At 38.1% G+C, this 18,685-nt stretch carries 17 protein-coding genes and 1 pseudogene; 15 read left to right on the top strand and 3 right to left on the bottom strand.

Translation table 11 applies throughout. The features are described from left to right. Window positions 1–153: 153 nt before the first annotated feature. The 7 genes from MHZ95_RS13055 (at window position 154) to MHZ95_RS13025 (ending at window position 8,031) form a co-directional block, all read left to right on the top strand. Window positions 154–1,005, top strand: a complete 852-nt coding sequence (locus MHZ95_RS13055; RefSeq protein WP_239391122.1) for a cupin domain-containing protein — start codon at window positions 154–156, stop codon at window positions 1,003–1,005. Between the two features lie 197 nt (window positions 1,006–1,202). Continuing rightward, on the top strand, window positions 1,203–2,438 hold the full coding sequence (fahA, locus tag MHZ95_RS13050) for a fumarylacetoacetase (protein WP_239391120.1): 1,236 nt from the start codon (window positions 1,203–1,205) through the stop codon (window positions 2,436–2,438). Window positions 2,439–2,665: 227 nt separating this feature from the next. Further along, window positions 2,666–3,418 carry an aspartate/glutamate racemase family protein gene (locus tag MHZ95_RS13045; protein WP_239391119.1) on the top strand — a complete coding sequence of 251 codons (753 nt, stop codon included), beginning with the start codon at window positions 2,666–2,668 and terminating at the stop codon, window positions 3,416–3,418. A 336-nt stretch (window positions 3,419–3,754) separates the two neighbouring features. Next, entirely contained in the window at window positions 3,755–4,495 is a 741-nt protein-coding gene (locus MHZ95_RS13040; RefSeq protein ID WP_239391117.1) for an SDR family NAD(P)-dependent oxidoreductase, read from the top strand. 78 nt (window positions 4,496–4,573) lie between these two features. After that, window positions 4,574–5,341, top strand: coding sequence for an SDR family NAD(P)-dependent oxidoreductase (locus tag MHZ95_RS13035; protein WP_239391115.1), 768 nt, complete (start codon window positions 4,574–4,576; stop codon window positions 5,339–5,341). A gap of 386 nt (window positions 5,342–5,727) precedes the next feature. Then, entirely contained in the window at window positions 5,728–7,209 is a 1,482-nt protein-coding gene (locus tag MHZ95_RS13030) for a sodium:solute symporter family protein (RefSeq protein WP_239391113.1), read from the top strand. Window positions 7,210–7,296: 87 nt separating this feature from the next. Beyond that, window positions 7,297–8,031 (top strand): SDR family oxidoreductase, encoded by a 735-nt coding sequence (locus MHZ95_RS13025; RefSeq protein WP_239391111.1) that lies wholly within the window; start codon window positions 7,297–7,299, stop codon window positions 8,029–8,031. A gap of 245 nt (window positions 8,032–8,276) precedes the next feature. Here MHZ95_RS13025 and MHZ95_RS13020 read toward each other — a convergent pair. Continuing rightward, window positions 8,277–9,415 (bottom strand): annotated as a pseudogene (locus MHZ95_RS13020) (IS3 family transposase). 565 nt (window positions 9,416–9,980) lie between these two features. Here MHZ95_RS13020 and MHZ95_RS13015 point away from each other — a divergent pair. The 7 genes from MHZ95_RS13015 to MHZ95_RS12985 all read left to right on the top strand — a co-directional run bounded on the left by MHZ95_RS13015 (window position 9,981) and on the right by MHZ95_RS12985 (window position 16,252). Continuing rightward, window positions 9,981–10,244: a hypothetical protein gene (locus MHZ95_RS13015; protein WP_239391109.1), complete on the top strand. Its 264-nt coding sequence runs from the start codon at window positions 9,981–9,983 to the stop codon at window positions 10,242–10,244. A 588-nt stretch (window positions 10,245–10,832) separates the two neighbouring features. Then, window positions 10,833–11,360, top strand: a complete 528-nt coding sequence (locus MHZ95_RS13010) for a sigma-70 family RNA polymerase sigma factor (RefSeq protein ID WP_239391107.1) — start codon at window positions 10,833–10,835, stop codon at window positions 11,358–11,360. After that, a complete protein-coding gene (locus MHZ95_RS13005) occupies window positions 11,350–12,351 on the top strand; it encodes an LCP family protein (protein WP_239391105.1) in 1,002 nt (333 codons plus the stop codon). Before MHZ95_RS13010 ends, MHZ95_RS13005 begins: the two co-directional genes overlap by 11 nt. A 921-nt stretch (window positions 12,352–13,272) precedes the next feature. Next, a complete protein-coding gene (locus MHZ95_RS13000; RefSeq protein WP_239391103.1) occupies window positions 13,273–13,464 on the top strand; it encodes an antitoxin VbhA family protein in 192 nt (63 codons plus the stop codon). 461 nt (window positions 13,465–13,925) lie between these two features. Continuing rightward, window positions 13,926–14,546 (top strand): hypothetical protein, encoded by a 621-nt coding sequence (locus MHZ95_RS12995; RefSeq protein ID WP_239391101.1) that lies wholly within the window; start codon window positions 13,926–13,928, stop codon window positions 14,544–14,546. Between the two features lie 406 nt (window positions 14,547–14,952). Next, the gene (locus MHZ95_RS12990; RefSeq protein ID WP_239391100.1) at window positions 14,953–15,570 is read left to right on the top strand and encodes a YczE/YyaS/YitT family protein; all 618 of its coding nucleotides are present in this window, start codon (window positions 14,953–14,955) and stop codon (window positions 15,568–15,570) included. 226 nt (window positions 15,571–15,796) lie between these two features. Further along, on the top strand, window positions 15,797–16,252 hold the full coding sequence (locus MHZ95_RS12985) for a VOC family protein (protein WP_239391099.1): 456 nt from the start codon (window positions 15,797–15,799) through the stop codon (window positions 16,250–16,252). Between the two features lie 198 nt (window positions 16,253–16,450). On the opposite strand, the gene MHZ95_RS12980 is transcribed toward MHZ95_RS12985, so the two are convergent. Further along, a complete protein-coding gene (locus MHZ95_RS12980; RefSeq protein WP_239391098.1) occupies window positions 16,451–17,056 on the bottom strand; it encodes a hypothetical protein in 606 nt (201 codons plus the stop codon). 186 nt (window positions 17,057–17,242) lie between these two features. Next, a complete protein-coding gene (locus MHZ95_RS12975; RefSeq protein WP_239391096.1) occupies window positions 17,243–17,611 on the bottom strand; it encodes a DUF2500 domain-containing protein in 369 nt (122 codons plus the stop codon). A gap of 374 nt (window positions 17,612–17,985) precedes the next feature. Between MHZ95_RS12975 and MHZ95_RS12970 the strand changes: the two genes are divergently transcribed. Then, entirely contained in the window at window positions 17,986–18,465 is a 480-nt protein-coding gene (locus tag MHZ95_RS12970; RefSeq protein WP_239391094.1) for an SRPBCC family protein, read from the top strand. The last annotated feature ends 220 nt before the right edge of the window (window positions 18,466–18,685 follow it).

The raw sequence follows: 18,685 nt of genomic DNA, 5'->3' as shown, positions 1-18,685 counted from the left end.
TATTGATGAAATGGAATTTACTATGTCTATGAAAAGTTGATCGATAACAAATAATGGATTCAAAGAACTATGATTAATAGTTGTCTCGTAGGAATTTAGATAATTAAAACTTTTGTATAGTAACTAATAAACTGAAGGGAAGTATTAATAATTATGACAAACGTAACTCCATGGATCACAGGTTGGGACCTTGAAAATCCTATTTCAATTAAGGTATCGAATAGTGCACCATTGTTAGAAGCTAAGTGGGAGGCTGGTCCTACACCATATTTTGAAAGAAGATCGTTGAGTCTTGATGAGGCTGCTGAAGGCAAATTAGGTGGTTCTCATGTTCGCGGTACTGCCGCTGAAGGGGAATGGCAAGCGGATGATGTCGATTTCAATATGTTCTATGTAATCAAAGGATCAGTACAGATCGAATTTGAAGATGGTTCATCGCATGAGCTTGTAGCTGATAGTTCCGCGGTATTACCTGCATTGTATAGATATCGTTTCACGAAAATCAGTGATGACTTTGAAGCACTGCACTTCTTTGCTCCAGATGCATATGACATTGTTTGGGGAAAGGATACGGCACTGCCAGAACGTGTGAAAACGTTGAATCCTAATCGAAGCCCCGGCATTTCGCACGAGGAGGAAGAGGCTTGGGAGGATGGACTCCGCGAGTTTTTCGAATATCGAGATCTCGGTACATTAGAGAAAACGGATGGCCGTTTGTATGTTCACGTTATCCGCACGACTGGTCAGCCATATGAAGAAGGTACAGGATGGCATTACCATTCTTGGGCACAGTGCTTCTTTGTGTTAGACGGTCACGCAGATTTACGTGTAGAGACGGGTGCACGTATCGCACTCAGTGCAGGGGACGCTTGCTGCATAGGATCGGGACCGACAAATCGACACTTTGTGGATCGTGCAACTGCTGACTACAAGCTTGTGGAGTTATGTGTTCCTGGTTGGAAAGATGCAACGCCTGTGGAGGCACCCGAAGGAGCATCACGATAAGCATTGACGATTCAGTTCATTTTTTCATTGCTTAGAATAGCGCTTGCTTGGTTGGTAATGTGAGACAACAGGGTTCTTTTACCTTTAGAGCTTGTCCTAAGGGTAGAAACCGGTAAGTAACTCCATTATTGACTGAGCATTGCTCTTTATGTGGTATTCGAGCTATTGGCACCAATTGTATAAGGAGGACTTATTAGATGACAAATAAATTTACCGCCGTTGATTTACTGGGCAAGCACGGCTTCGGAGTAGAAAATCTCCCCTACGGTTCAGTTTACATAGAAGAAAATACAGTTCCTAGGGTGGTTGTTCGGTTAGGGGATCATGCAATTGATCTTGGGTTCCTAGAATCGACAATTGGTGGGCTTAGTTCAAAAGCAAAAGATACTGTGACAGACCAACCCACTATAGATGCATTGTTGGCTGCTGGTCGCCCTATCTGGTCTGAGCTACGTAACTGGCTAACACATATATTCACCAATCCGAGCCATACGGCGGCAGTAAAAGCAGCGGCAACTAGTGTAAGTGATGTTAATATGGCTATGCCTTTTACGGTGGGCGATTATGTTGACTTTTATGCATCGGAGAATCATGCAACTAATATTGGTCGCATATTGCGTCCGAATGAGGAGCCGTTGAAACCTAACTGGAAGCACTTGCCGGTTAGTTATCATGGACGTGCCTCGACTGTGTTCATTTCAGGAACCCCTGTGCGCCGACCGAAAGGGATACGGCCAGAGAAGGATGCAAATCCAAGCTTTGGTCCTTCTAGGAAATTAGATATTGAAGCAGAAATTGGATTCATTGTTGGAGGTTCTGCACCCCAAGGTGAAGTTAGCCTAGCAGAAGCTGCTGAGAACCATTTATTTGGGGCTGTTTTGTTCAACGATTGGTCTGCCCGTGATATTCAAGCGTTTGAGTTTGTGCCTTTAGGTCCTAACTTAAGTAAATCGTTTGCTTCAACGATTTCAGCATGGGTCGTTCCATGGGAGGCATTAGATGCCGCCCGTGTGATGCCGCCGAGTCGTGATAAAGCACTTTTGCCGTATTTAGATGATTCCGATGCTGACCCATATGGACTGGATATTTCAGTAGAAATCCATATCGACGATCAACATGTTTCTACAGCACCGTACTCAACAATGTATTGGACGGCGCCTCAGATGTTGGCTCATATGACTGTTAATGGTGCTGCCATTCGTCCCGGGGATTTCTTTGGTTCTGGCACGATTTCTGGATCTGAACCGAATCAACGTGGCTCTTTGATGGAGATGACTTTGGGAGGGAAAGTACCGCTCATTGCTAGTACCGGAGAGAATTTTAGTTATCTCAGGGACGGTCAGCAAGTAACACTGCGCGGAAGTGCCCCTGGACCAGGAGAAAGCATCATTAGCTTCGGCGAATGTACCGCTACCGTACTTCCTGCCACATAAATCATCATCAGAAGTCATGCAAAAAATTGTTGGCGCATGCGGTATAGCCGAAAGAACCGCGCGCCTCTACCTAGCCGACTTTGATTGGGTAGAGTTGTACAAAGGTGTTTTGTATAATGGTATTTTTAAAGTTTTAAAGTATACGAAGGTGGTTAAAATTTGAATTCCTTGAGTTTTAATAAATCAAAGAGGCTAATTTTACTGCCAAAATGGTGAGGAGCTATAGTATGAAGAAAATTCTTGTTCAAAGTAGTACTAATGTTAAAAAAAATCCTGTCTATTTGGAAGGCATACAGAATCATGCGAAAAAAGTTCTGTCCCCTAACTTTACAACTGAAATAGATGGTGTAGAGACGCCATATAGTTCAGAGGTCCATTTTATGTCATATGAGTTTTTGAATAATCGAGATATTTTAAAGAATATCGTTGAGGCGGAAAAATCTGGGTATGATGCAGTCGCCTTTCATTGCTTTTTAGATCCGATTTTAGATGAAGCTAGAGAACTTGTGGATATTCCTGTAATTGGAATGGGTGAAACTTCAATGCTAACGTCTTTAATGTATGGAAAGAAATTTGCAATTGTAACTTACACACCGCAATTAGCAAAAAAATCTTATGGGAACTTGATTCAAAAATATGGGCTTTCTGATCAAGCTGTAGAAACTCAATTTTTCGAAGTAAGTATTGAAGATCTTGGAAATGCATTTCATGATCCAAAGCCTATTTTAGATAAATTTATAAGTGCGTGCGAAAAAGCAATTGCACAAGGAGCCGAGGTTATCTTGCCAGGATGTGGACTTTTAAATATCCTTTGTCTCCAAAATAACATTACCCAAGAAACATTAGGCGCCACAGTTATGGATGTAACTGGAATGACATTGAAGATGGCCGAAACCCAAGTAATTTTGAAAGAAGTTTCAGGGACATCATTGAGCAGAGCAGGATATTACGAAAGTCCAAAAAATTTACCTGAATTTTAATTTTGAAAACGCATACAAATTTATGGTTTTACATCTCCGATTTGGAAAATATGAAGACGCTCGTTACGACTGACAGTTACAGGTAGAAAGATAAAGAAGGCATAAGCGTATCAGATGTCTCAACATAACTAACGGGCCGGTGTATTTTTGAAAAACCTGTAAAAAGTTTTGATTCAAACCTCCTTGCGGTGAATTGTAAGATTACAAGAAATAGTAGAGTTTATCGTTTTCTTTTGCTTGGATGGATTAAATTACAGTGCAGGGTAGGAGCTTTGTTGAATGCAAAGTGGAAAATTATCGGTTGTGATGTGACTACTATTTGGAAGGTGACTACGTATGGGCAGATTAAAAAATAAAATAGCGTTAATTACTGGAGCTGCTACTGGGCAAGGAAAAGAAATCGCAAAATTATTTGCCGCAGAAGGTGCAACAGTTATTTTAACAGACATGAATATGGCAGGAAAAGAAACTGCGGCGGAAATTTCCAACGCGCGCGGAGATGTTAATTTTGTACAAATGGATGTTTCGAAGTTAGCGGATTGGAACAAGGTCGCCGATTATATAAAAGACGCTTATAACAATCTGGACATACTTGTCAATAATGCTGGTATTCCAGGTAGAGGATCGATAGAGGAAGTCACGGAAGATGAATGGCAGAAAGTGATGGATGTAGATGCAAAAGGTGTTTTATTTGGAATGAAATCAATGCTTCCTTTCTTGAAAAAAAGTAAGCAAGGATCGATTGTCAATAATTCATCCATCTGGGCATTAGTTGGAACCGGGTCAGCAGCATCTTATCACGCAGCAAAAGGAGCGGTTAGAATGTTGACCAAAACGGCTTCCATAGAATTTGCTCCATTTGGAATAAGGGTTAATTCCATCCATCCGGGACTTGTACGGACGCCTATGACAGAGCGTTTGTTAGAAGACCCAAAGGAATCATGGCGGATTGGACCAATTGGAAGAGCTGCTGAACCAATTGAAATCGCATATGCAGCCTTATTTCTTGCCTCTAATGAATCATCCTATATAACTGGGATAGATTTGCCAGTTGACGGGGGTTACACCGCCCGTTAAGTTAACGTCTGTCTAAAGAAACAGGAATAAACGATGATCAGTTAACTAAAGACATTTGACTAGAAGGGATTGGTTGGTTTGAAGTTTGATGGGAAAGTTGCCTTAATAACTGGCGCAGCTGGGGGAATTGGTAAGGAAGCAGCGCGGTTATTTAAGGAAAATGGTGCGCGATTGGTTTTGGTAGATTTGAATGAAGAAGCTTTAAAAAATATGGTAGATGAATTGGAACTAAAGGATTTTCTTTTAATTCCTGCTGATGTAACAAAAGAAGAAGATGTAAAGAATTACACAAAGCTGGCAGTTGAAAAGTATGGTAAAGTGGATGTCTTTTTCAATAATGCTGGTATCGTAGGAGACTTTGCTGAAATCACAGAGGTTACGTCCGAAGACTTCAATAAAATCATTGATATAAATTTAAAAGGTGTTTTTTACGGATTAAAACATGTTCTTCGCGTTATGAAAGAACAAAAGTCAGGGTGTATTGTGAATACTTCATCAGTTGCTGGACTTGGAGGATCACCTTCCCTTGGCCCATATGCAGCAACAAAACATGCTGTAAATGGATTAACTAAAACTGCAGCGGTAGAGGTTGCAGGCGAAGGGATTCGTGTGAATGCGATTTGCCCGTCTCCTGTAGATACAGCATTGATGAGAGATCTTGATGAAGTAAAATCTCCTGAAGATTCGTCAAAAGCACGCGGCGCATATGAACAAAAAATTCCTTTAAAGCGTTACGCTACGCCAACGGAAATTGCCGAATTAGTGCTCTTTTTATGTTCTGAACAGTCGTCATTTATGACAGGAGGAGCTTATCTGATTGATGGTGGATATACAGCTACTTATTGAATTAAGGAATGACTTTAATTGACCAAAGAAAATTGATTGTTTAATTCTCTAATCGTTTTTTGTATGCTTCTTCTCTTTCGTAGAGAAATATACGACTAATTTAATTTTGCTTGAACAAAAAAACTGTAGAGTTTAATGAAAGTAAAGATACTTTACAAAAGGAGATTTCGATGAAAAAGACAAAATGGGAATGGTTTGGAGTAATTTATACAACGATTTTATTATTATTTTCGGTCCCGCTACTATTCTTTGCTTTTCAATTATTTTTGAAAGTTCCTGAGATAAGATTGTATTACTATATGATTCTTTTAGTACCTATTATAGGTGTTTCGACTGGCATATATGGATTGAGAAAAACTAAGGGACAGAAATAGGAGGTAGGAATAGTGAGTCCAACAATATATATTGTTATATTTTTATATTTACTAGCCACCTTAATTATTGGTTATTTATCCTCTAGAGATAGTACAACAGTGGATTACGTAGCAGGAGGACAAAACAATCCCTATTGGGTAGTTGGTGCAGGTTATATCGCTGAATACCTGAGTGCATCTAGCTTTTTAGGTATTGTCGGAATTATCTATGTTCAAGGATTTATGCCTAACGGGGCATACGTTGGATCCGTCATCGGATATATGGGATGTTTAGCTTTATTTGGGCCGTTGCTCAGACGTTTCGGTCAGTTTACGATTCCAGACTTTTTGGGAGATAGATATGATAGTAACTTTGTTCGTGGACTATCAGCCGCTGTAATTTTTATTGGATACATTTTTTATGTAACAATTCAATTTATTGGTGTCGGCTTATTATTCCAATTAATTTTTGATATCCCATATTTTGTTGCAGTAATTATTGCCGCAGGTATTGTTGGGATTTATACCCTTCTCGGTGGTATGAAGGCTACGGCTTATGTTGATGTCTTTCAACTGTTATTTGCTTGGGTCTCGGCAGGGATAATTATTACTGTTACCGTCCTTAAAGGTGGAGGAATGTATAATATTATAGGTAATATTGAAAAACATTATCCACATTTCTTTACCAGTGATGCTGGTTTAGGGGATCCTTGGGTAGTATGGAGTTTAATCTTTATTTGGATTTTCGGTACGTTAGCAAGAGCTGACACAGTTAGCCGTGTATTTTTGGCGAAAAACGAAAGAGAAGTATATAAAGCCATTCTCTTTACGACGCCATTTATATGGGCATCTGGATTAATGTTTTTCATTCTAGGGATGGCGGGCAGATCTTTACTTCCGGGTTTAGAGGGAGTAGAAGCGGAAACAATTTATTTAATCGCTGCACAAGAGTGGGTTCCACCTGTTATTACGGGTATCGCTTTCGCAGGGCTACTTTCAGCGGCACAATCAACAGCGAGTGGACAACTAATGGTTTCTTCTTTAGCTGTAGGAAGAGATATTTATGGAAAGTTCTTAGGTGAAAAAATTAAAAAGAGAAAAATTACTGAAGAAGAAATGATCAAAATGACTAAGATAATATTAATCGTAATGGTTCTCTTAACAATGGGTGTTGCCTTAATGAGACTTTCATGGATCACTACTTTTGCTAATTTATCTGCAGCGACAACAGGACCAGCTTTCTTAGTTACATGGCTAGGAGGATTTTTCTGGAAAGGATCTACAAAACAAGGAGCTGCGAGTGCTTTAATCGTTGGTGCGTTGCTAGGTAGCTATACATTCCTGTTTGGGTTCTCTATTCCAGCTGCACCGTGGTTAGTAGGTCCGGTATTTACGCTGATTGTTACGGCAACTGTTTTCATCGTTGTATCTAAATTTACCAAGACGACAGAAAATTCATTAAAAGTTTATGATAGTATTGTCGAAAAAAGAAGACAAAAAGTAAAAGTGGGTTAACAACCTAAATTTTAATTTCAATAGAAAGATAAAAATTCGGAATAATCTAGATGATCTAAAATTAAACTGGAACAGGATGAGATTGTTATGAGATTAAAAAACAAAGTCGCGATTATAACAGGAGCCGCAGCTGGTATAGGAAAAAGTATTGCGGAAAAATTTGCTGGAGAAGGTGCTACAGTTGTTCTAGCTGACCTTCCCCACACGGCAGGGAATGAAGTCGCAAAGGGAATCGAGGACAAAGGTGGAAAGGCACTATTTATTCCTACAGATATTACCAAAAAGGATGAAGTAACAAATCTAGTTAAAAAAACAATAGATAACTTTAAAACAATAGATATTTTACACAATAACGCAGGTGTTGCTATGCCTATTACTTCCTTGGAAGAGGTAGATGACGACACTTATCAAAGGATTATGGATGTCAATGTAAAGGGAGTTTTTTGGGGAATACAGGCAGTTATACCTTATATGAAGGAAGCTGGTGAAGGGGTTATATTATGCACTGGCTCTACCTCTGCAATTCGCCCCCGTTCTGGGCTAAACATATATTGTGCATCAAAGGGTGCAGTAGTGACGTTAGCAAAATCTATGGCTCTTGAGCTTGCCTCCTTTGGAATTAGGGTAAATACAATTAATCCCGTAGCCACGGATACTGGAATGATTGATAGTGAGCAACGTGAAAAATTCATTAAAACAATACCCCTTGGACAATTAGCCCAACCGATCGATATGGCTAATGCAGCATTATTTTTAGCCTCAGATGATGCCAAAATGATTACTGGGATAGAGATAGAGGTGGATGGAGGAAGGTGTATCTGAAGGGATTGACGGTCTCAAAAGAAGAGTACTTTTTATTGATATGACAATGTTCATATCCTTATTTGTAAATAGATGTAGGCTACGTCTCTATAGCTGAAATATAAGGATTTCTGGTGCCTCATTAATCTGATACGATTCATTTCAGGTATTGTCAGCATTTCTTTCAATCTTCACTGCATTTGATTCGACACCAATACAGTAGAGAAGTAGACTGACATAGCGATTTGAGACACATATAAAACAGATTAGGCTGCTATTACACCATATTTCTTGGGTGTCAGGTAGCCTAATTTTTCTTGGATACGCTCTTCGTTATAGTAATTCAAATAGTTTATACCCGCTCACTAACCTTTTGATTTCCTAACGAATTGAATTTGACATATTGGAACTTCTCTGACTTCAAGTTTGAATGAAATGATTCAATCACCGCATTATCCCAACAGTTTCCTCTACGAGACATACTACTTATCAGATCATGCTCCTTGACGAAAGCTTGATAGGCATACGATGTGTAAACACTTCCTTGATCCGAATGTATAATGACCCCCTCGGGGTTATTTCGGAGTTCTAATGCTACCTTTAATGTATCGATAACAAGCGGCGTCTGTTGATAGTCGTATAATTTGTACGCAACGATTTCGTTATTAAACAAATCCATAATTGTAGAGAGATATTTTGTGGTACTGCCATATTGGATATAGGTAATGTCCGTAACCCACTTCTTGTTCGGGCGTTTGCAGTAAAGTTACGTTTAAGAAGATCAGGTGCTATTATTATACTTTCCCCCTGGGACTTCCATTTCCGTTTCGGCTTGATACGGCACTGTAAATTGTGCTTTTGCATGATTGCCTGGACTGTATTACGGTTTAATTCTATTTTATATTCCTGTTTTAGCAGAGCCTTTATATTCCCGTGACCATTACGATATTTCGTTCTTTTATACAATTCAATGAGATTGCTTCATCCTTCGCTAAAAGCTGTGCTACGACTCCTTCCATACACCATCTATAATAGTTTGCTCGTGGCACACCTAAAGCACTTAGAATGGCAGTTATCGTATATTTGCCCCTAAATATCTCCACAATTTACAAAACTATTCCTTTTTCAACTCCTTTTCGATCTCCATGTACTTTTTTAAGATTTCATTTTCCATCTTCAGATGAGACAATTGGCGCTCTCGATTATCGTCTTCACTTGCAAATTCAGGGCCATGACCGAAGGTATATTGTTTACCGATCGGCTGATCAAATCGATAGATTTCATTTGATCGATACCATCTCATCCAGGTTTCAACTTGAGATTTATTTTTGATTCCGTACTTTTCCATAATTTCTTTAGTCGTCAATTCACCACTTAATTTATCTTTCACAACTGCCCATTTCACTTAGCTTGAATATACGTTTTTACCCATGCAAAAACACCTCCGATGTAAGTACTTTTTACAAGTGTACCATTTCGAAGGTGTTTTATATTGTCTCAATAATTTAGGTTAGTCTAAGTTTGTGTATGGAAACCCTGATCTTTTTTGTTTTGTATAGTTTTATCCTCTTATGTCAGGTGAAAATGTTTTGTTATGTAACATATATTCGATAAATTTTTCGAGCGTGTCCAATTGAATCTTTTCATTAGAATGTATATTGTTAACTGTAATCACTCCATGCATTAGTTGCAGCATATTAAAGCCTAGCATTAAATAATCTTGCTTCTGAATTTTCTTCCACAAGTTTAAAGTAGCCATTCTTTAGTCGTCCCTTTCGATTGTGCGAACAATATTACAGATCTTCTTTAACTTGCGGCTCACTCATCTACATTTAACTTTTCAACTTTATAAGCAATCATCGCAGTGGATAGATGAAGTCATTGTGCGTGTAGACTTAAAACCTACAAATGGTGGAACACCGTACGTTATTAACTATATTAATGATTTCAATAAGTAGTTTTCCCCGAATATGGAAGGATATATCACGATTGAAGAGCTGGAGAAACGGTTGAAATGGTGCACTATTCCTCCTACCCGTGTCAATGCCGACGAACTATTGGCTAGTCTCGGTATGCAAGCGTATAATCGCTGGAGCATTGTTCGAAAAACACATGGCGTGATGGTGGATGATGAAATTTGGCTGCGGTTTGAGGGAGAAACACTGAAGCATAAGGATGTGTGTTTACGGAAGGACCTTTTTTATTATCCTGAAGAAAATTCTTTCGCTGAATGATCGTGACGGAAGAGAATATTGCTTCTTGATTTTTAAAGTAAAAATCGCTCCTTTAGACTTGGTACTCAGAGCATGATGCAGTTTAACATCATAAATTACGGAGACGACTTCATCTTTTAAATGGGGTCGTTTTTTTTGCGTTATACGCATCATGGATTGGTCGTTACTTAGTTTTATGAAAATATTGATGAGTATTTTACAGTCGTTATCTAGTTGATCGATAGCGTTGTTGAAAATGGTGCCTGTCACTCGTTTTGTACAAATTTCATACTCCCAAATAAGTAAGTGCGTTCCTGATTTTCGTAATGGCATAAAAGAGGAGTAGTAATTAGGCTGCGGCTGAGCGAGTGATATTATGGAGTTTGGTTTAATAACGATTTTGACTGGGGCAAGGTAGCATGTTCATGTAGAGTGGGCATAGGTTAGAGGCGGTGGTAATTTTCACATTTATTTGACACATAACCGCATCAATCTTGTCGATTTTGTATTCGCCCATTGCCGGTAAAATATTTTTTGAAGAATTGAACCTACTATGATTTGATAATCGTCTAATAGCAGAATTCGAAGTAGTTGAAGGGGAGGAGTAGGTTGGACAATGAAGAAAAAGATTTCCTATTAGAAAAAGTGATGATTGAATATGGTAATGAGTTGGTACGATTGGCATTTTCTTATGTGAAAGATACAGAGACTGCTAAGGATATGGTTCAAAATACGTTTATCAAATGTTATAAAAACCTTGATTCGTTCCGATTTGACGCACAAATAAAAACTTGGCTCTATCGTATAACAATTAACGAATGTAAAGATTATTTGAAAAGCTGGAATTACAAAATGGTACAGGTGAAAAGCTTTATAAATGAAACAGCAAAGTCAATATTACCATCAACAGAAAGAACCGTTATCGATAAATATGATAATGAAGAAATAAAAGACACGATCTTTTCTCTTCCAAAAGTGTATAGGGAAGTAGTTTATCTATACTACTATGAGTCATTAAATACAGGGGAAATTGCCCAAGTCTTGGATATTTCAGTTAATACAGTGAAAACTCGATTAAGAAGAGCAAAACAAAGATTAGAGCCAATGATAAAGGAGGCAGGACTTAATGAAAGATAAACGATTAAGAGACAAGTTATATAATGCAGCGGATCAAGATTTACGTTTTACGAAAGAAGACCGTCATGAAGTGTTTGAACAAATTCATAAGCTGGAGAAGAATAATACAAAAAAGAAAACGTTTGTTTCTTTTTCAAAAAAATTTGCTCCACTTACAGCTTCTTTATTAGTAGTAGGCTTGTGTATATTTTTGTTTATGCCATCGATTCTTCCCGGAAACTTTATTACTGAAAATAAGGAAGGTAATGCAAGTGAATCAGTATACAAAGAAGACGAGTTTTTAACCACTCTATTAACGGTGAAAGATGATAATAATAGAGTGCCTATTAATCTTTTACTTACTTATAGTAAAGATAAAAAGACGATGAAAGTTTTGTCTATCCCTCGTGATACTTATGCTCCAATTTTGGATAAGCATAATGGGATTACTTCATATGATAAATTGACATTTGCTTATGATTACGGTTCAGGAGGCGCTGAGAATGTAAGGACAACAGTTTCTACGCTGTTTGATTTACCGATTGATTATTATGCTTTAGTCGATTTAGAAACCCTGTCATCAATGATTGATTCAGTGAATGGGATAGATTACGACTTGCAAGAAGATATTCAAGTAAGAGCCATCTCTCAAGTGGCATTTGAATTCAAAAAAGGGATGAATCGTTTGAATGGCGAAGAGGTTGCGGCATTACTAATGGATGCTACAGTGGGAAGAAACTTGAATGAAGAAGACCAATTAAACCTCATTACCGCAGTTGTAAATGAAACAATAAACGTATTACCACAAACAGAATTAAAACAATTTATGACTAAAATAGAAGGCGATTTCCCAATTGAAAAATTATTAGAGACTAAAATGGAACTTCCCTCGATACAATCAGTATCATTACTCGATGGAATGATAGATACAAAGATAGATGATGCTTATTATATTAAATTTGAAAAAGATTTTTTACAGTCAGTTTCAGAAGAATTAACCACCTTTAACTAAATAGATATTAGGAAAATTCGGAGTGATCTTTAAAGGTTTATGGATTTATAAATGGGTATATCGGGGACTGGGACGTTTATTACAACAATTGTTTTATAGACAAGAGCTGGAAATGTTAACGCTCGTCTATTTTTTGCCTCTTAAATAACTTACGGTGAACCTTATCATAACAGGGGGAATTGATTAAGGTAATATTATTCCGGAGTCGGGTATTGAATGATTTATCTCATTCAATATCCGTTTTTTGATTCAACATATGGGAGTTCCTTGGAATGTTGATTGCCGAAATGAAAAAGACGGATCTGATTATTGTTGCAATTTAATTTAAATTACACCACAGTAAAAAGGTATCAGGAACTATATGTTGTGTTTTTTAAGTTTATTTAACTATATAAAGTGTTTTGTTATATAATTAAGAACGTATTTTCTCCTGGTAGGTTGGGTTGGAAAACAAAAATAGAAAGGAACAATTTTTGACCAATAATGGCGGGAAAAATGATTTACTAGTTAATTTCTTGATATACTTAGAAGAGATGAAATTTAAAAATGCCTTTTTTATTGTTCAGCGAACAGGTCAATTTAATCTATAGGGAGAATTTCTATGATAATCTATCTTCAGATTTTCTTGTTGTTTGTGTTTTCGGTGGTAATGAGTGCTGCTATTGGATTTTTAATTTACTTAGCAGGCGACAAAATTTCACCTTCCAACGTGATCAGACACACATTGGGAGTAGGGGCATCGGTACTCACCGGTTATTTCATTACAGAGCTGTTGATATTTTCTGGCATTTGGTATTATTATGTGGCCACTATTGTGTTGGGGGTACTGCTATATGTTTTATTCGTTAAATCACTTGGTAAACATTTCAGGTAGAGATACTTCTGCCATCGGGCGAAATTGTTGAATAAGGGGTGGGAAATATGGATAAATACAGCATTGCGAATACGACAAAAGAGCAGCGGGAAAAATTTGTTGCTGATGCTGTAGCCATTAATTTATTGGGAGCCGAACCTTTAACAAAAGAAAATCAGGATTTATTGCAGACGTACATTGATGGCGAAAATGAACTCGATGATCTAATAAAAATGATCATCGATAAATATAAGAAATGAGATATTTTTTCTAGACTGTCTTGGCTTTGTAACGTTTCTTCCTCCCTTTACCAACAGATAGGCTGAAGTTTTCAAAACGATCTCTATTAAATCTTGATGTAGATTCAGCAAGATTTAATTAAGATTTAATTGTTTTGCTCATGGGGATTGGAGGGTGCGGCAAGACCTTTATTATCTTGAAGAAACTTCTTTTGCTGAATAATCGTGATGGAGGAGAATATTGCTCCTATAGACTTGGCACTCAGAGCATAACATCATAAATTAAGAAAACGACTTCATTTTTGAATGACGTCGTTTTTGCGTTATACGCATTATGTATTGAGCGTTACCTAGCTGCTAAACGCTTCCAAGGAACTCTCATAAATCCTTCCTTTCTCCAAAACCTTTTTAAAACTCTTTGAAACTTTTTCTGGAAATCCCCGTCTGTACGTTGCTTGATGGACAGGTGGAGGTATCATATTATGAAATTTAAAGGATTAGCAATGGCGCTACTGGCAGGGATCATTTTTGCAGGATGCACCAATGGAGCCGAGGAGACGAAGGTTGAAAAGGAGATAGAAACTATCGAAGAGGGTCTGGGCGGAATTAAGGACTATGGGCAAGTCACAGTCATTAGCGAAGCTAAGCCGTTCGTACTCGAAGAAAATGAAAGTCTAAGCTATGAGTTATCTGGCGTGAAAATAATCAAACTTGAAAACTACACTGAGCAGGCTGAATTTCCCTTAACATTAAAGCATGGCGTTCTTGATATCAATGAGGTGCCAGAGTCGCTATATATGGTTATTGGGACAGAGAAGATGAAAAATAAAACCGACAGCCCTATTGTGTTTGGTGGTGCCTATAAGATGAAGGAAGGCAGTAATATGAACGTCAGCATCAACACAGAAGACATATTGTTTGGTGATGATTTTGGCGCAGTGATAGTTGGTGGTGCTGATCACAAATCGCAGTTTGCAGTGGTCATCGACAATCCCGAAGTGACGACGCTAAGCTTTACATTGCCAAGCGCTTGGGACGAAAAAAACAACGAAGATGATATACTGGAAGAGCAAGAATTCACAATGGAGTTCATCAAAAAATAAACCTTTGCTCATCTGATAATAAATGATTAAATCTAATGTCTGCCTCTACTGTGACACGTATTATACGAGCTTGGAACGTCTGAATGATTTGGGATACCGAGTTCTAAAACAAAGCTAAAACCTCTAGAAGATGGTACTTTTTTTGATGCTCAAATCAAATAAGATTAATTAAACGACCTTCTAAATCAAGCGATTGGGAGGTTTTTTCTATGGCCAGAAGTAAAAAGCATGGAGTATGAATAAACCTCTAATAGTACACTTCTTAACGCTCATTATCATCAGCGAACATTTCTTTCATCATTAACTCCTTAATCAAAAAATGTTGCAAATACAACAAATAGACTATATATTAAATTTAACTTATTTTTGTTGTGTTTACAACAAAACGATGAGAAGGGTGAGTAAAGTGAAATATGCTTTTTATGTAGTAGGAATTTTGATATTAACCCTTGGTATTTCTTTCACCATACAATCAGACCTGGGAACATCCCCTTTTGATGCACTTTTGGTAGGCTTATCCAAAAACGTGGGATTAACGGTAGGGAGTTGGGAAATCATTCTAGCTTTCATATTGATCGGTTGTAATGCATTATTAAAAAGACAAAGACCTGAAGTTTTGGGATTGGTAACAGCATTTATAACGGGTATAGGTATTGATATGTGGCTGTTTTTATTGAACAATTTGGTCTCACCTGAACTATGGTTCGGCAAAATGGTTTGTTTTGGAATCGGATTAGTTGTTATCGGATTGGGAACGGCAACTTATTTACATACAAATTTTGCGCCGATTCCTGTTGATCGCTTGACGTTAATCATACAAGAATTAACGAGAACCAATATATTTTTTTCAAGAACATTGATCTACCTTGTCTTCTTGATATTGGCATTAATTTTCAAAGGGCCCATCGGCATTGGAACTTTATTAACCGTTTGTTTAGGGGGGATCATATTGAATTACTTTATGCCAGTTACCGGAAAAGTAATAGACCATGTCTTAACACACTCAAATACATCACCACATTAAGAACGTTTAGTATTCGTTCTAGGAGGGAAAATCGAGTATGAAATATCAAAAAAATGAAGAGAATATTTAAGGGGCCAAACAAGTAATTTTTAAATTGTTACGCGAAAAATGTGTTCCGTGCATTCGATGAACCAATCGCATTTTGTTGTTTGATTTGGATGCGATTGATAAGTGGTTAACTGTAGAAAGCCCAGAGTAAAGAATAGAACAGTCAGGAGATAAGACTATGGCAAAAAACAAGTTGCTAAGAATGGACAATGTCGGCATCGTTGTAGAATCCCTGGATGACGCAATTCCTTTCTTCGAGGAGATTGGCTTGAACCTTGAAGGACGGGCCACTGTCGAAGGTGAATGGGCTGGTCGGGTAACCGGATTGGGTTCTCAGTGCGTAGAGATTGCTATGATGGTTACCCCGGATGGCCACAGCCGAATTGAACTTTCGCGATTTCTCACCCCACCTACAATATCAGATCACCGGACCGCTCCTGTCAATGCCCTCGGTTATTTACGCGTCATGTTCGCCGTTGAAGACATTGACGAAATGGTATCCAGACTCACTACTAAGTATGGTGCTCAGCTCGTTGGCGATGTGGTTCAGTATGAGGACTCGTATCGGCTCTGCTACATTCGTGGAATCGAAGGGCTTCTCATCGGTTTGGCGGAACAACTCGTTAACGAATAAGTAAGTGATGTTTTATAAAAGGGCGCGCTTGTGCCAGTAAATAATACTGACCAATAACTAAAAAAAGCCCAGAATGTAGGTGATTTCGGGCTTTTTGGTTTACTAATTATAGTGAATTTTGGTTTTCATACAACCTTCAGCAACAACAGTGGGATCTTCAATTGCTGTAAACCGCCAATTGAGAAACGGTTGAAATATTTACGTACCAAATTTGGTTTGTTGGGATTTTCCGAATAACTTTTGCCACAAACTTTTCTTCCGTTCAGCAACCAGTTCTTCTTTGATCACTTCCGCAGATGCAGCAGTTTCTTCCAAGCTTAATCGTAATTCTGAAACCCTATCCGATTCATGGCGATTAACCAGCTGTTTCAAATCCCCGATTTCTTGATGAAATACTTCCTTCAATTCTTTCTTTTCTTCTTCTATTTGATGAAATAACTTTTGATTGTACTGCATTTGCATTTGCATCATATTTTCGTGCTGAACACGGAACATATTCTTCAATTCCTGCAGTTCGTCATTTATTGAAGTCAAGTCCGTGCCTTCTTTATTCTCTAGAGTAATCGCAACAGGTACACCTGAACCCCTAAGATATTCATCCACGGCTTCCCGCTTGTAGCCTTCCCCGTATAATTTTCTAATGGTCTTCAAGGTTTCCACTGCGGATACGTGAATCCAGTACCGATTATGGACTTTATCGAATTTGAGAAATTCGGGGTGTCTATTCAGATATCCTTTAATAGTATTTCCGTGAATGTCCAGCAACTCAGTAAGTTGTTTCAATGATAAATACGATTTTGGCAATGATTCTCACACCTTTCAGTATTCTCAACAACCTAGCACACAACATCCCATATAGTACTATTCTGTTAGTAGTCTGAATAATCCTTCTAAAAAGTGGTTTTGAAAAGGGGTTGACTTTTTGGAGGGCATCTAATGCTAAAGATAGAACGCGGCCTTTGCTCGAGGAAAGTAGAGGCCGTTTACCTATTATTGTATACGTTCGAATCCAAGATAGCGCGTTCCCTGGAAAGTGAGCATTCCAGTATCACCTTCCGCCAACATGCCGTATTGCGAGCCATTTAAGGAAAACTCTGTGCGATCGCCGCTTTCAAATTGAAATGTTACGTAATAAGAAGTTGTTGACGTTGTGTGCATATGCTCGTTCGAATGGTGATGATTATTAGATATACGTGTTCTTTTCGAGATAACTGCGGCAGGCACAGTAAGCCTTGGAGAATTATTGTTTGCGCTCCATTCAGAAAGTCCTTTCACAACGATAAAAATAAAAACACCAATAATGAGTAGAGGGACGATGGTAAACATTGCACCTCCGAAAGGATCGGCATCAAAATACATATGTGTAACCTCCTGTTAGCTTCTTCATAAATAAGTTTACGTTTAGTTGGAGGAATAGTTTCAACTTTGATTATTTACTTCCGAATTATTCAGACAAATTGTGCGGTAAGAATCTTTATCATCCTAAAGAAACTTCTTTTGCGAAATGATCGTGATGCAGCATGAAAAACACGTTAACTAGGCGGATACAGATGTTTTTTGTACATTTTTAGTCAAGAACAGCTGTTGGCGTTGAGCCCGTTTTAAAGTTATATAGATGTTTGCTACAATAAAGGCATGAAAACAAATCTGAGTTTTTTTGATTTTTCCAAGACTATACAACTTTAATTTTTGAAGAAGTGGACTTCAAGGATTAAAAGAGGGAGGATGAAATGATGAATGAAAATGGTACACTACATGAGTCAAACGGTCGTTATGCTTTAAGATTTGAACGAACTTTTCTTCATAATCCAGAAGATGTTTTCGATGTCATTACTAATGCTAGTTACTTCTCTCAATGGTACCCCTTCGCAACAGGAGAGATGGATGTCAGACTGGGTGGCCATATTGCCTTTGATGACGGTGAAGGAACGACATATAAGGGTACCATTACAAAGCTAGAAAAGCCTTATTTATTTGGTTTCCGTGAAGTTGATGATCTGATAAACATTTCATTGCAGGAAGAGGATAAAGGGTGTCGAATGATCTTTACCCATACTTTTAACGATGATTCATGGGCGGTTAATACCGCGGCAGGATGGCATAGGTGTTTGGATGTATTGGTCCAAATCGTCAATGGTGAACCAATTAAGTGGTCCGATAACTCAGCTAAGCTGCGTGACATCTATAGTAAAGCATTCAATAGGGAACATTAAATTATCGGGTGAGTTTGTTGAATATCTAAAGCCTAATTTCTCGCTAAAAAGTGCGGAGGAATTAGGCTTTTTATTTTTCAAAGTCTTTAACCTTGTAAATTCGCACTTCCTTGCCATTATAACGATGGTAAATGCTCCTTTCGTGATTCTTTAGGACGCCAATCGTGCGACCGGGATGTCTTCGTTGTGATGACAACCGCTACTACATCGAAGATTTATG

Source organism: Sporosarcina sp. ACRSM, assembly GCF_022346545.1.
GTDB lineage: Bacteria > Bacillota > Bacilli > Bacillales_A > Planococcaceae > Sporosarcina.
The sequence above is the reverse complement of the archived record's forward strand: the minus strand, read 5'-3'. Positions and strand labels throughout refer to the sequence as shown.